The organism is Paenibacillus sp. FSL H7-0737 (assembly GCF_000758545.1).
In the GTDB taxonomy this organism is placed as follows: Bacteria; Bacillota; Bacilli; order Paenibacillales; family Paenibacillaceae; genus Paenibacillus_AQ.
The window spans coordinates 5,766,307-5,781,397 of the sequence record NZ_CP009279.1; the positions used below are offsets into that span (position 1 = coordinate 5,766,307).

9 protein-coding genes are annotated in these 15,091 nt (G+C 41.7%); all 9 read right to left on the reverse strand.

Features of this window, described 5'->3' with window-relative positions; translation table 11 throughout:
- Positions 1–22 precede the first annotated feature (22 nt).
- A complete protein-coding gene (locus H70737_RS25125; protein WP_042191712.1) occupies positions 23–1,726 on the reverse strand; it encodes a type 2 periplasmic-binding domain-containing protein in 1,704 nt (567 codons plus the stop codon).
- A 115-nt stretch (positions 1,727–1,841) separates the two neighbouring features.
- The gene (locus H70737_RS25130; RefSeq protein WP_042191714.1) at positions 1,842–3,380 is read right to left on the reverse strand and encodes a response regulator transcription factor; all 1,539 of its coding nucleotides are present in this window, start codon (positions 3,378–3,380) and stop codon (positions 1,842–1,844) included.
- Positions 3,381–3,395: 15 nt separating this feature from the next.
- Complete coding sequence (locus tag H70737_RS25135) at positions 3,396–5,201, reverse strand: sensor histidine kinase (RefSeq protein WP_042194513.1); 1,806 nt, start codon at positions 5,199–5,201, stop codon at positions 3,396–3,398.
- 25 nt (positions 5,202–5,226) lie between these two features.
- The gene (locus H70737_RS25140; RefSeq protein ID WP_042191715.1) at positions 5,227–6,759 is read right to left on the reverse strand and encodes a response regulator transcription factor; all 1,533 of its coding nucleotides are present in this window, start codon (positions 6,757–6,759) and stop codon (positions 5,227–5,229) included.
- A 193-nt stretch (positions 6,760–6,952) separates the two neighbouring features.
- On the reverse strand, positions 6,953–8,017 hold the full coding sequence (locus H70737_RS25145; RefSeq protein ID WP_042191717.1) for a bifunctional transcriptional activator/DNA repair enzyme AdaA: 1,065 nt from the start codon (positions 8,015–8,017) through the stop codon (positions 6,953–6,955).
- A gap of 7 nt (positions 8,018–8,024) precedes the next feature.
- Positions 8,025–8,813 (reverse strand): isocitrate lyase/PEP mutase family protein, encoded by a 789-nt coding sequence (locus H70737_RS25150; RefSeq protein WP_042191720.1) that lies wholly within the window; start codon positions 8,811–8,813, stop codon positions 8,025–8,027.
- A 158-nt stretch (positions 8,814–8,971) separates the two neighbouring features.
- Positions 8,972–9,898: an EamA family transporter gene (locus tag H70737_RS25155; RefSeq protein ID WP_042194515.1), complete on the reverse strand. Its 927-nt coding sequence runs from the start codon at positions 9,896–9,898 to the stop codon at positions 8,972–8,974.
- Between the two features lie 243 nt (positions 9,899–10,141).
- A complete protein-coding gene (locus tag H70737_RS25160) occupies positions 10,142–12,799 on the reverse strand; it encodes a copper amine oxidase N-terminal domain-containing protein (protein WP_052404419.1) in 2,658 nt (885 codons plus the stop codon).
- Between the two features lie 229 nt (positions 12,800–13,028).
- A complete protein-coding gene (locus H70737_RS25165; protein ID WP_042191723.1) occupies positions 13,029–15,086 on the reverse strand; it encodes an iron ABC transporter permease in 2,058 nt (685 codons plus the stop codon).
- Positions 15,087–15,091: the final 5 nt, after the last annotated feature.

The window sequence follows — 15,091 nt, forward strand, 5'->3', positions numbered from 1 at the left end:
CTGATTTTTAAGCAAGCTCTAACTATTTAACACTCCAAGTATCAAATCTCCATTTAAGCTGTTCATTGATTCTGTCTTCGTAAGCTTTAATATCCGCTTTATGAAGTTCTCCAACAAATTCAGTCCAAACTTTATCGAAATCGGAAGGGCTAGCCAAGATTGCTTTTGGCAGGTACTTGGTCTTAACTTCTCCCATCTTCGTATCGGCAATTTTTGCTGGAGAATTTTCAACAAGATCTATCGACCAAGCAGGATAAGCCACTGGGTTCGGTCCAGGCTTACTGAAGAAATCTACATAACTGTTGAATCCATATGCGTCAAGAACTTCCTTGTCATACGCTTCCAACCCTGCTTTATATTCTTCTGGTTGGGCTGCCGCATCCGTTGAGTTACCGTCTGCAAAGTAACCTTGCATTTTCGGAGCGGTAGCATACCAAGCTTCTGCTTTGTTACTTAGCTTCCATGTAGCATCAACTGCGTTATCCCGTTGCTCTTGGTTTCTTATAAAGCGACCGTCTACCACTTGATAATCTTCGCCTTCAATCCCCCAAGTGAGGGTTCTTTGCCAATCTTCTTGAATCAATGTGTCCATAAGTTTAAGGATTCTCACTGGATCCTTAGCATTGACAGTAATCCCGAATCCATTATTCAAGTTAAGAGCAGGACGATCCAGATAATAATCTTTGGTGTTAGTATCATACACAAGAGGCAGACCTACATAAGTGCTCATATCTTTCCCTTGTGTCTTGAGTGAATCTTCTGCTTTACCAAAGTTCCAGTGCTGATCAAACATTCCCAGTACGGCTCCGCTAGACAATTTAGCTAAATATTGGTCATAATCCATTACAAATGCTTCTTTATCAATAATACCCAACGCATTCATATCATTAAGTTTTTTATAGTACTGCTTTGCATAGTCTTTATCCGCAAAGATTTCTGCTACGTTATCCTTAACTACTACTCCGCCATCATTAGGATGACCGATCAGATGCTGAGGAGCGTTAAACAATCCCCAGTTTCTCCAGTCTTTGTTATGAATCTCAAACCCAATTGTTGGTTGACCATCAATGGTTGGATTTTTCTCTTTATATTTCACGATAAGATCAAAATACTCGTCCAAAGTTTTAACCGTTGGATAACCGGCATCTTTAAGTACAGCTTTCTGAATCCAGAAAGCTGGGCCAGAGTAATAGGTTGTATTCATCTCACCATTGTACGCACCATAGTTTGGAAGTGTATAAATGTGTCCATCATTGGGATCCTTCATCATGTTCCAGTAAGCTGCGTAATGCGCTTTCAAATTCGGAGCGTGTTCTTCAATTAAGTCCTCGAGAGGAATAAATGCACCTGCTGCAGTCAGTTGGGTATTGGAACTCATCAGATCTGGATAATCCGAACCGGCAATCATAACGCCAAGCTTCTGTTTAAGGTCTCCAGCCAAGAATTCAAAATTGAATGATGCGCCTGTTTTTTCTTTGATCATCTTGTAAATTTTGTTATCTGGTGTGGGTTGCTGACCTGCTTCTCCAAGAAAGATACTAACTTCAAAAGGCTCTACCTTCTTGTCATCGGTTCCAGCTGCAGTTGCAGCTGTTGTTTCTGCCGGTTTGTTTTCCCCCTTAGCAGTATTACCGCTGTTATTTCCACCGCACCCTGCTAGAGCAAAACTTAGGGATAACACAGCAATCAGACTAAGTTTGAACTTTGATATTGACTTGCCCCCCATAAAGCACCTCCATATTTTGTTGGTGTAACCATATTGTAAGCCCTTACAAGTTAAATTATAGAGGTGATGATGCCATTGATAATACACCAGAACTAAAGGTGTACCCCCAAAAAGTTTAGGTATTCGTATGTTTAAATTCATTAGGGCTCATCTTCATCTTCTTTTCAAATTGTTTGAGAAACTGACTATAATTGGAATACCCTACTTTCTCGGCGATCTCACAGTTTTTCAGCTTATTGTGTTGAAGTAAACGCGCAGATTCCTTAATCCGGAGGTCATGCAGCTGCTCATTAAAATGAATGCCATTCTTCTTGATCAATAATTGTCCCAGATATACTGGATGCAGGAAGAATACCTCCGACAGCTTTTTAATTGTAAGATTTTCGTGATAATGCGCTTCAATATAGTTGTTGATTTCCTGTACAATCCCCTGTGATTTTTGGCTTTGTTCTTTTAGAAGAATATCAATACTCGCCTCACCACATGATAAAAGATTACGCATTAAATCGTTCAATTTCATCATCGAGTCCCGCATTTCGGGGATTGTTATTTGGGTTAACAAGGAGGATACCTGAACTTCACTAGCTTTCGAAGTAAACTCAACGATCTTATACATAATATGAATAACGATCTTCTTCACAACCTCTGGAGCGATGCGCATCTCACGAAAACTGCGAGAGGCCAAGCCCACAGCTTGTTTAAAGCCTTTTATGTCCAGTGTGTTAATGGGTCTCATTAAGTCATCCATCAGTTGAATTTGATCATAGTGATAGCTGAATTGACTATCTTTGGTTCCCTGATAGGTCAAGAATCCTGAATGATCCGAATTATAAAAATAATACATTAGCGCTTCTTTCGCCGTTCGGTAGCTATTCGCAATTTGAAGCAAAGAGCCCTCGCTATCCCCTACTGCAATATACATGGCTTGCTTAGGGTGTTCATTCAGCAAGGGAGCTACTGCATGATATATTACAGCACCCTCATCAGACTCCGAAGGATAGCCGTATACGATTCCAAAGCAATAAGCCTCCAGATCGATCAGAAACATCGATTCCGTATTCGTTAGGAGAGCTACTGCTTTCTCTCTGATTTCCGTATACATCGTCGGGTCTGTCTGCAGTAAACAAATATTCCAAAGGCTTTTGCCTTCCGATAGACGTGTAAGTACTGTAAAGTCTGACTTATCTTCTGCCTTCTCATTCAGAATGCTCTTAAGAAGAGAGACAACCTCCTCTGAGTTTGCCATTTGATTTAAGCTTCGCTTCTGAGTTTCCTGTTCTAATTCCCGATATATCTCCTTCAATTCTTCTGACGCCTCTTCTTCGAAAAGTGGTTTCATCAGATAATGGTTAATGCCATAACGTATAGCTGTCTTAGCATATTCAAACTCACTATAACCGCTTAGTATGGCAAACTTAATCGGTTTAGTCTCCTCTTGCTGCCAGGCGGAAACCATTTCCAGACCATTCATTAGCGGCATATTTACATCTGTAATGACAAGATCCGGCAGTAGCTGCTTTATTAACTGTAAGCCCTCTTTGCCATTACTGGAGGTTCCACATACTTCAAAGCCAAGCGCCTGCCAGTCTATCCATAGCTGCATCCCCTCAAGAGCACTAGGCTCATCATCGATCAACAATACTTTGTATTTCATAGGCTCCCTCACCTTCTAGCTATTTTTTCGTTCCAGGAGCTTTAGCGGAATGCCAAACGTGACAACAGTCCCTTCATTCGGGACACTGCTGATTTCAAAGCGAACCTGATCTTCATAATATAGCTCCAGTCTGCGATACACGTTGCGGATTCCGATATTCGTTCCTGAGGAGGCTTCTTCATTTTGAACATTAAATAAAATTTCTTTAAGCTGGCTTGGTTCGATCCCTTTACCGTTATCTGAAATTGTAACTTGCAAACGACTATCCTCGATTTCCGTCTTTACTTTAATGATACCGAGTCCTTCTATGGCCTGCAGACCATGCTTACAGGAGTTTTCTACTAAAGGCTGCATGCTTAGCTTTGGAATTTTATATTGCAGCGACTGCTCATCGATCTCAAATTGATAATCAAATTTATCTCTGAACCGGAATTTTTCTATTTTCAGATACATCTCAATGAACGTCATTTCTTCTTCCAATGTAACGAGATCTTCTTTCCAGCTAAGTAGTCTTCTGAGCAACTTGGATAAACTCTTAATGATGTCTGTAACGTCTGAATAATTATTTTTGGTACAGACCACTAAAATGGCATTTAAAGTATTGAAGAGAAAATGGGGATTCATCTGACTTTGCAAAAAATTCAGTTCAGCCCTTACTCTTTCCATCTCCAGATTATTCTTTTGAATCTCTAGTTTGTATACATCGTTAATTAGAGAATTAATTTTAGTGGTCATTCTATTAAAGTTATGAATCAAGTCACCAATCTCATCTTGTCCTTCATCGATTTGAATAAGATCGAATTTCTCATTCGTTACTTTCTGCATATGCCTAGACAAACGTTTCACCCGATAATTGTAGGATCTTAACATCACATATAGAAAGGCGGTTGTGAGCAAGGTGACAATGGACGCCAAAATACCCGCATAAATTCGAATCTCCAGAATGGCCTGAGCAATACGCTCCCCCTGCGTAACCCCTATAATTCGCCAGCTTTTTATATAACTAGCCCCGCCAACGGGTACAATATGTATGTCTTCCTTGCGCTCATCATCCTGAAGCTCGAATACAGGATAAGGATCCTTCGTACCTCTCTGATACCCGCTCTGAGCAGACATAATGATTTCATCCTGTCCGTTAACCAGGTAAAGACTCAAATAATCCTTTTCTCTAATTATAATGTCATATATTTTACTGATATCCAGGTCAATTCTAAGCAGCTTCTCATAGGTATTCAGTGAGCTGTATACATCCATTCGTTCAATTACACTTAAATACGGGGCATTAGAAGCCACATTAGGCGCTGAGCTCATTTGATAAGCAGCAAGAAACATATGTTTATTCGCAGCACTGAACTGCTTATACCACTCACTCTCCCTTACCTTGTCCGTGATGACCTGATAGTTACTCCCGGAAACAATAGAGTCATTATTCGTAAATACAGTAATTCGTTCAAGCTGATTGTTAACTGGCATATAACTGTTCATCCGATCTCGAAGCTGTTCGTCGAAGGTGTCATAAAATTCAATCATGTTCCCATACCTCCGCTCTAGCAATTCATACAGATTCTTATCGGAGGACAGCGTATAGCTAACTGCTACTCCACCCTCAATGAAATCCTGAATATCCTTTCTGGCCCTCTCTAAAGAGATTTCTAAGTTTTGCTGTTCTCTGGATTTGATCAAATCGGAAATCCGATCCAAAAAAACAAGGTTGATAATAATGATAGGGAGAAGCACACCAATAATATAAATGAGGGAAAATTTATAGTTCAGTGGAATGTCATTGACTACTTTTCGAAATCTGAATTTTTTTCTCTCCATACGAAACACCTTGCTTCCCCTAGAGCTATTGGTTTTTATTTTCATTTTTATAGACGGATGGGACTACCCCTACAATCAGCTTGAACTTGTCTATAAAATAGTCTGTATTTGAAAATCCCACCTGCACCGCAATATCCGATATTTTCAGCTGCGTTCGCTTAAGCAGACTTTTGGCTTCCTCAATCCTTTTGGCATTTAAATATTCACTAAAGCCCTGACCCGTTTGTTTCCTGAAAAGCTGTCCCAAATAGGTAGAATTGATATGAAATTGCCGCGCTAAATCCTGAAGCTTCAATTTATTCCGAAATTCACGATCCACATACTGAATCACCTTGTAAATCGTATTTTGTTCATTCTGCTGCTCTAATTCAGATAAATAGGCCGTCGCCAGCATACATAGACTTTGAACATAGCGGCTTAATGCAAAATAATCATTTAACTCCCCTAAATTTCCATATTCTTGCTGAATCTTTATCATCATCGTATCTGGAGTACCATTCATTTGGGCTATAAGTGTACAAATTGTAAGCTCCAAATGAGCCACTTGGGCTTGCACGATTTCAATCGTCAATAGATTCTCTACGAAAAAAGCAAACGTTTCTTTTACACATGGCTGTATCTGTTCTATATCGTTTGCCAGAACCTTATCCAGCAGCAGTTTGAAGTGATCCTCATGGTGTTCATTCTTCTTTAGAGCCCTAAGCTCACAATAATGAAAAACCCCCTTCTTCTGCTGATGTGTCTTGCGTTTCCATACATCAAGCGCCTGCATATAGATTTCTCGAATCGAACACACGCCTACCCCCCTAGTACTAATCGCCAGGAGTACCGGCTCATGTGATTGTTCAGCGAAATCCGAACGAATCTGGTTGACGATAGCGTCCAGACTCTCATTCCCAATAGAAGCAGACTCAAGAATGATCCCTGTTCTTCCCGATCGATCTTGAAAGAAATGTATACTTTCCTGAGGAAAGTAATCGACGGTTCGTGGAAGAAATGGATTCAAAGATGTGGCTGGTTCGAGAAGAATACACATTAATTCTGCATTCGCTTGAAGCTTCAACGTGCTCTGGGTTAGAAGCTCTAAATTTTCGTTGCACTCACCTTGAATTAGACGGTTGATAATATTGTTTACGATAAAAAATTGCTTCTTATCAAGCTCCTCGTTGGAAGCGATTTCATTTTGAATCATAGGCGTAATCCTGCTTAATAAGGACTCTATTTCATCATCATCAATAGGTTTTAATAAATAGTCATTCACTCGTTGCTGCAATGCCGTACGTGCATATTTAAAGTCATCATACCCAGTCAATACCACAAATTTCGGAGGCTTTGTCATCACTTCATTCAATTTTGCGATAAGCTCGAGACCGTTAATAACCGGCATATTAATGTCCGTTAGGACCAATTCCGGTTTATATTCTTGTATAAGTCTCAATGCTTCTGAGCCATTATGGGCTTCCGCGCACACTTCAAAGCCATATTTTTCCCAGTTAATCATCGTTCTCAGCCCTTCAAGCACCCAGGGCTCATCATCCACGATCAGAACCTTCAGCATGATGTTCACTCCAATCTCCTAAGATAAGGCTCGCTTTCTTATGAAAATATATATTATGCTAACACAATTGGATATTGTTGTGAATTCATAATTTTTCCTTCTTTTGCTTAAAACAGTACTTTTAAATCTGGCAAAAGCATAAAAAAACGACGTATCCAGACTTTCAGACACATCGAGTTCAGTATGTTTTTAGTTAATAAGCTACCTTCGAACTAAGGCTGTTCTCGTGATTGATTAACCATTCTTTTCTTGCAATGCCGCCGCCATAGCCCCCTAATTCACCATTACTATTGAACACGCGATGACACGGAACCAAGATCGATAATTGATTCGCTCCATTAGCTCTGGCTACAGCTCGACAAGCCGAAGGTTCGTTTATGTTCTCTGCAAGCTCCTTGTAAGAGACCGTCTGGCCTACAGGAATTCTTCGAAGTTCATTCCATACCTTTTGCTGAAAATCAGAACCTAAATAACGAATCGGTGATTTAAACACCGTAAGTTCCCCTTCGAAATAAAGAGTTAATTCCTCTTCAATTTGCTCTAGCACCGGTACTTTTTCAGGCAAAATAGTTGCATTCAAGCGAGTACGTAATTTCTTAATTTCGTTCTCAAGTCCCTTTCGATCCACAAATTCCAGCAGTAAAAGGCACTCTTCCTCTGCGATCGCAAGCATAGACCCTAATATCGTTTCTATCCAGGTACAGTAGAGCACTTTAATCTGCTTAGAGTGATTCGGGACCGTTCCCATCGTTCTTGAAAAAGCATCCCTAAACCCATTACTCGAATCATACCCGCTGTCCAGTTGTACGTTTATGATAGAATCCCCATTCCTGATGTGCTTGAATGCCAGCCCTAAACGTCTAGAACGTGCATATTCAATAAAGGTCATTCCGAATTGCTTCTTAAATTGTCTGCGTGCAGTATTTGCACTAATCGACAGCTCATCAAAATCTTTATCTGTCCATTTCCTTTCCGGATTACGCTCTATAGCTTCAACAAGAAGCTTTACTTCTGAGGACATTTTCGTGGGATTGGACAAAGGCTGGCATCTTTTACACGGTCGATATGAAGCTAACAAGGCTTCTTTGGCTGTTGCGAAAAACTCACAGTTTTCTTTATATGGCTTTTTAGCCGGACAAGTTGGCCTGCACAAGATGCCTGTTGTTTTTACGCCGACAAAAAATACACCTTCATAATTGGAGTTTTTTTCGACTAACATCTCATAATATTTATCGATTTGCTGTTTATTCGTGATCATAGTGTCGTTAGCTCATTTCTAAATAATGTGCGGGTGGCTGCAGAATGGACCGGGTATCGTCTTGAAGATGATGCAGTGCTTGAAAGTAACTATATGGACCATAGCTAATTCTTTTTACGCCAAGCTCCTGCAATTCAGCATTTGAAATCATACCATCCATCACCATAGCATTTACAGGCAGTGGCGACTGCTGCACAAAATATTCAATCAAGTTTCGATCGGTGAGTCCTGGTATAAAAATTCCATCCGCTCCAGCAGCAGCGTAAGCACAGGTACGCTCAATTGCTTCATTCACTAAATCCAAAGAATGCTTCCCATTTTTGAAAAAGAGATCGGTTCTGGCGTTAATAAACACCTTCTTCTGAAGTTTGGCTGCCACTTGCTGTATAGTTCGAATACGATGAATTTGTTCCTCGATTGCCCATAATTCATCGTCCGGATGATTCACCTTTTGATCCTCAAAATTAATCCCACAGATGTCTAGCTGGAATAATTGTTCTATGTTATTGGCTAAGGACTCTTCATTTACAGCATACCCACCTTCAATATCTACCGTCAATGGCACAGATACATGTTCTGCTATTCTCGTAACAGCCCACAGTAGCTGCTCAAATGAGAGCTGTTCACCATCCGAATACCCCCATGAATCCGCCATAGCGAAGCTGCTTGTGGCTATAGCCTTTGAACCGGCTTTTTCTATCGCTTTAGCCGAAGCTACATCCCAGCAGTTATATAGCATTAGCGGATCTTTTTGATCGTGCAAAGACTTAAAATAGTCATAGTCATTTCTGTTCATCAGTGGTCATCTCCATTAAATAGAATAGCACCACTATATAATAGACAATGATTCGCCATACCAGAAAAATTAACACCAATCTTTTTTCGCAAAAAAAACACCGATTGATGATCTCTTCCTATAAGGACCTGATCATACCATCGATGTTAGTATACAGTTTAAAGTTCTACCTTACGGAGTGATGGTTTGGAGGAAGGTTTAGGTGACTTTTTCCCTGTTCGCATCGGTATGATTTGTGGTGCAGCAATTCCGATCAGAACAACGAAAATTCCAACCCAGCGAAGTAGGGATACTTCTTCTTGCAGGACTAACACGGAGGCTACAACAGCTGCCGGCAACTCCGCCGCACCAAGAATCGTTCCCAGACCTGATCCCAGTTTCGGAACACCAATAGAAAAGAAAAGCACAGGAATAACTATACCAAGCAACCCTAAAGGAAGACCATACTTCCAAAGTCCATCTGTAAGTGCTCCGTCATAAATAAAGGAAGGGGAAAAAACAACCATAATAATAATCATTGCACTTGTAGTCATATACAAGCTTTTATTCACAGCAGGTACCTGAGTAGCTACTCTTCCACTAACAAAAATATAAAAGGCAAACGACACCGCAGACATCAAACCGAAAACAATACCACTCGTAGTCATTTCGCCTACACTAGGTTCTAGAATCCCCCCAGCTAATATGGTTCCTATCAGAAGGATAACCATTGAAATTATTTTCTCTCGACTAGGCCATTTTCTATCTACAACAGCCTCCAGAATCACACCAATCCAAGTAAATTGGAATAAGAGAACGATCGCAATCGAAGCAGGTAATTGTTCAACGGCAAACCCATAGAAAATACCTGTCATACTAATGGTAATCCCCGCGCCTAATAACGAAGCACCTACCTTTAATCCGAGTTTTTTTCGGGAAAATAAAACAACTAACAAGAGCAGCATGCACCATCCAAAAAAGTATTGCGACCCGACCAGTTGCTGCATTCTAAATCCATCGTTCATTCCAAGCTTGACGATCGTAGACAGCGATCCATAACTACATGCTCCTATAAATACTAGTAAAGCATATTTGAGTAACTTCATATTCATCGTAATCTTCTTTCCTTTCTGTTGAACCGTCCTATTGAACCGTCCAAATCACATAATAAAGCCCCTTGTCATCGAAATGACAAGGGGCGACTGAAACCAAAGAATACATCTTTGACAAAATTCCGCCACTCCATCCACTGGATAGAGTTTGGTTTATTAACTTATAACAATACGAATTATAATATGATAAATCACACAGGGTGTCAACTTGAAATGTTTACAATAACTTTATTTCGGTTATATTTCAAACTCTTCTGTTGAATTTGAAAGACCACCATTCTGTACACCACTATTATTGGCTACAGCAAGAACATACACCTTATATTTGACACCTTTAACAATTGAATCTCCGTTTACATCCCTTGTCGCAGTGAATATTGAAGGATTCGTCCCGTTAGGGGTTACAGACGTATAATACGAAGATCTCACCTCAATAGCATCCGCAGAACCAAACCCTTGTTTGGAAGGAACCACCAATACTCGATATTCTGAAATATTGGACTCATTGGCTGATTTTACGAAACTAATCAGGATTCTCCCATTCTCCTCTTTATACGTTACATTGGTTACAGAGCTCACTGGGCTCTTAGTCGTAGACAACGTAATAACCGATGACTCCCAGGACAAAGCATTTGGACCGGCATAATTCCCACTACCGACAGATAACACATACACTTTATAGCTGGTTCCATCCTTTATCAAATTGCCTCGTACGTCTCTGGCTGAGGATTCTAATACTTGACTGGTACTGTTACCTGATGTACTTACCGAAGTGTAGTTAGAACTGGATACATTATTCGCTTCGGATAGGCTAAAGCTGCTGTAATAGGACGTAGGCACCACCATAATCCGGTATTGGCTAATGTACGTTTCATCTGTGGCATGGCTAAACGACACCTTTAAATCCCGTCCATCACCATAGTCATTTACATCGCTGACACTCAAGTTTGTAACGGCTTTTACGCTAGAATCATTCAACAAAGTAATGACCGATGAAGCGGAGGAGAGCACATTCGAATCCCAATAAATCCCGCTTCCGATGGATAACACATATACTCTATAGCTAGTTCCATTCTTTATCGAAGCTCCGAGAACGTCTCTAGTTGACGAATTCAATACTTGACTGGTAGAAGATCCAGATGTACTCACCGATGTATAGTTGCTACTTGATACATTATTCGCTTCAGCTAAACTAAAGCTGCTGTAATAGGATGTGGGTACTACCATAATCCGATACTGGCTAATATAGGTTTCGTCCGTCGGATGAGTGAAGGACACTCTCAAATCTCGGCCATCACCATAGTCGTTAACGTCACTGACACTCAAGTTTGAGACGATACTCACACTAGAATCATTCAACAACGTAATGACCGATGAAGATGACGAAAGCACATTGCCAGTATTACTGCTTCCAATAGATAAAATATATACTTTATAGTTGACTCCATTCTTTATCAAAGCTCCACGTACATCTCTGGTTGATGAAGTCAATACTTGATTGGTTGTAGTACCTGTTGTACTCACTGCTGTATAGTAGGCACTGGATATATTATTGGCTTCAGCTAAACTAAAGCTACTGTAATATGACGTCGGAACTACCAGGATACGATACTGGCTAATATAGGTTTCGTCCGTCGCATGAGTAAATGATACCCTCAAATCTCGGCCATCATTATAGTTGTTAACGTCGCTAACACTTAAGTTAGAAACCCCTATGTTGGACAGCGTAATTGCAGATGAAACAGAAGACAACACATTATTTGCTGCATTACTGCTATCAATTGCCATGACAAACACTCTGTAGCTCACGCCAGTTTTAACAAGAGCTCCGTCCACATCTCTGGCTCCTGAAGATAAAATTTGCGTGATATTATTACCGGTCTTGCTGACTAACGTGTAATTAGCACTGGTCACATTATTTGCTGTAGCTAAATTAAAATTCGAATAATTAGTAGCTTTGACAACAAATATCCGATAAGAACTTACCTTCGACTCATCTGACAGCTTATTGAAGCTTACCGATAAATCTCTTCCATCCCCATAATCGCTTATATCATTTACTTGTACATTATTTATTGCCGCTACAGTCTTATTCACTAGAGTCATAGTGGAGGATCCACTAGAAAGTGCACTGGCATTACTTCCTTTGCCAACCGTCAAGACATAAGCCACATACGCTTGATTACTCTTAATTGAATCACCATCAACAGTCCTCGAAGCAGAAGTCAATTGAATCGAAGGATTAGTACCTGTTGGTAATACCGTAGAATAATTGTAAGAGGTTATCGTTTGTGCGGACGACAAGTTGAGAATATTCCCTGATTTCACAATCAAAACACGGTAATGATCCACTAGTGACTCATTTGCCGCTCGAGTGAAACTAACCTGAAGATCACGACCATCACCGAAATCACTCACATCCTGCGCTACTACGTTGGATACTGGGCCTGCATTTCCAACGTTAGAGGCTGAAGTTGTTATAGTTACAACTTGCGTCTTGGGGTTCCATCCTACTTCATGGCCCAGTGCTTCACTGACGAACCTTGTTGGGACCATCGTTCTCCCCTTCAGATTCAAACCAGGCACGTCTAGAGTTACAGCCTTATTGTTAATGGTGGCGGTCTTTGAGCCAATCTTTAACATAATCGTTGTATCATCTTTAGTTGCAGTTACAGTTTGTGCTTTTTGATTCCACTTGATGGTGGCATTAAAGGCTTCAAAAATAGCCCGCAGCGGCACCATCGTCCGTCCATTCACCATCACCGGTGCTTGATCTGTAGACAATCGAACCCCATCAATAATAATACTGATCGGAGTAGCAGCCTTTACAGAGGATTGAAACATCATCGGAAAGACTACTAAAACTACTAAAATTGAAATCCATAACTTCTTCACAGATCCACCCTCCTGGAATGACGAATACATTTTTTACCTACTCATCTGACGCTTCTAAGTATATAAAAGTTTCATGATTTATAGGTTACAAAAAAATAATCTAAACTTCAATCAAACCTTGATAAAAGAAGAGCTAAGCACCCGGAGAAAAAAAAGGAGAAAGAGTGGTATTACCACTCTCTCTCCTTACGTTTATCGAATCATCATATTCTGTAGCGTCCCAAGGGTATTACACTTTTCTAGCCTGAGATCGGTACATCAAGAACAAGAAATACGGAGCTCCGATCAACATAATAATAAGGCCTGATGGGATTTCTTTCGGTGCCATTATGGTTCTTCCCAGCGTATCCGCAATCACGAGCATCAATCCGCCAAGTAATCCTGACAGAACAATAGATCGTCTCGTGTGATGCCCAATCATCATCCGTACCGCATGCGGCGCCATAAGTCCGAGAAACCCAATGGTTCCTACACTTGCAACGGCTCCTGCTGCAAGCATCACACCGATAATCATCGCCCAAAGCCGAGTTCCGCGAACGGGTAAGCCCAGACCTGTTGAACTCTCATCGCCAAATGCTAGTAAATCGAATCTACGTCCCAAATAATAAGCAAAAGGAACGAGTACTATCAGGAAGATAAACAAGCTATTAAATTGATTCCAGCTTCGCCCGTAAGTCGAACCCGTTAACCAAATTAAGGAGCTGCTGCTCCATAAACTGCCCTTGACGATCATGACCTGTATTCCCGCAGAGGCAATTGCTGATACTGCAATTCCAAGCAGGATAAGGACAGATGGATTCAAGGCTCTACGCCATGCCATAACAAACACAAAGGCTGCAGCCAAAGCACCACCCGCAATTGCTGCAATAGGGACTGCTAATACCGTCAATGCCGGAAAAGCGACCATTACGGTTAACGCCCCCAATCCAGCACCCGAGGTCACACCAATAATGGAGGCGTCAGCCAGCGGATTTCGGACAGCGCTTTGAATCAAGACACCGCTAATGGCAAGCGCGATACCGCCTCCAGCCGCAACGAGTGTACGCGGAAGCCGTAAATTCAGCAGGACGGAATAAGATCCATCTCCGCTGTGGATAAGACTGCTCAGTAGCTCGCTAATCGGTATTCTCGTTCCCCCAAGTGACAAACTCACAAGGATAACCGCAACGAGCAGTACGGTCATGGTTATCACCGCCGGAACAAAGCGCATCCGAAGCGCAGTTCCACCTATATTCATAGATGACTGACCTGAGCCTGAACCCGATATATTTTTCATCTTGGTGAGCACCAGCCATATGAGCCAAGGCGCTCCAATAATCGCCATAACCGCCCCAACTGGCATCTCCCCTACACTGCTACGAACCATACGCGCAAGCGTATCCGCTGCCGTAATGAGCAGTGCTCCCCACAGCGCACTTGCAGGAATGAGCAGGTGATGCTTTCGAATACCGCTAAGCCGAACCAGATGAGGAGCCACCAGACCGACAAATCCGATCGGACCGACCACGCTGACCACGACCGCAGCCAACAATACAGATAAACCTAGACCTAACCCCCGTGCCAATCCAACACGTTGCCCGAGTGAACGAGCAGTGGACTCATCAAGCTCCAACGCGTCAAACTGCCTACCTGCGAGCATAGCTGCTATTAGCAATGGAATAACAAAAGGCCAGGCATACTTAACACCGTCCCAATCTAGCTGAATCAGTGAGCCGGAGCCCCATAAAAATAGGTTTTGCGTTTCGTTCTTGTTAAAAATATGTAGGGCCGATGTAAACGCGCCGAGAACCATAGACACGATCATACCTGACAAAGCTAATCGGACAGGTGTGGCCCCCTTACCACCACTCAACAAATAGGCAGCCAGTGCAGCAAACAGCCCCCCTGCTACTGCAAGCAAAAATGGGAATTCATGCTGCAAAGCTGGAAAAGTAACCATACCTAGGACAACCATAAAATAAGCTCCAGCATTAATCCCCAATGTATCTGAGGAAGCAAGCGGATTCTTCGTTATCGTTTGCAATAATGCTCCAGCCGCAGCTAGAGCGGCCCCAGCCAGTAGGCCAATCACCGTACGCGGCATCCGGATATCCCATAGCAGATTATGTTCCATCACATCCTGGCGATTTAGCAATCCCTTCAATACCGTAGCTGCAGGAATTTTGGCTTCCCCGAAGCCTAGGCTTAGAATGGACAGAACAAAGAGGACGGCAAGGCCGCCCCCAAATATTCCAATGATTCGCCAAGTCATTCCGCTTGAGGCTTCTTTGCTGCTCTTCCCGTTCATAAAAG

What these genes read in the sequence shown, in the direction of transcription:
- H70737_RS25150 (WP_042191720.1), bottom strand. Translation starts at nt 8,813, where the DNA reads ATGAACAGAAATGACTATGACTATTTTAAGTCTTTGCACGATCAAAAA.
- H70737_RS25125 (WP_042191712.1), bottom strand. Translation starts at nt 1,726, where the DNA reads ATGGGGGGCAAGTCAATATCAAAGTTCAAACTTAGTCTGATTGCTGTG.
- H70737_RS25135 (WP_042194513.1), bottom strand. Translation starts at nt 5,201, where the DNA reads ATGGAGAGAAAAAAATTCAGATTTCGAAAAGTAGTCAATGACATTCCA.
- H70737_RS25155 (WP_042194515.1), bottom strand. Translation starts at nt 9,898, where the DNA reads ATGAAGTTACTCAAATATGCTTTACTAGTATTTATAGGAGCATGTAGT.
- H70737_RS25140 (WP_042191715.1), bottom strand. Translation starts at nt 6,759, where the DNA reads ATGCTGAAGGTTCTGATCGTGGATGATGAGCCCTGGGTGCTTGAAGGG.
- H70737_RS25130 (WP_042191714.1), bottom strand. Translation starts at nt 3,380, where the DNA reads ATGAAATACAAAGTATTGTTGATCGATGATGAGCCTAGTGCTCTTGAG.
- H70737_RS25145 (WP_042191717.1), bottom strand. Translation starts at nt 8,017, where the DNA reads ATGATCACGAATAAACAGCAAATCGATAAATATTATGAGATGTTAGTC.
- H70737_RS25165 (WP_042191723.1), bottom strand. Translation starts at nt 15,086, where the DNA reads ATGAACGGGAAGAGCAGCAAAGAAGCCTCAAGCGGAATGACTTGGCGA.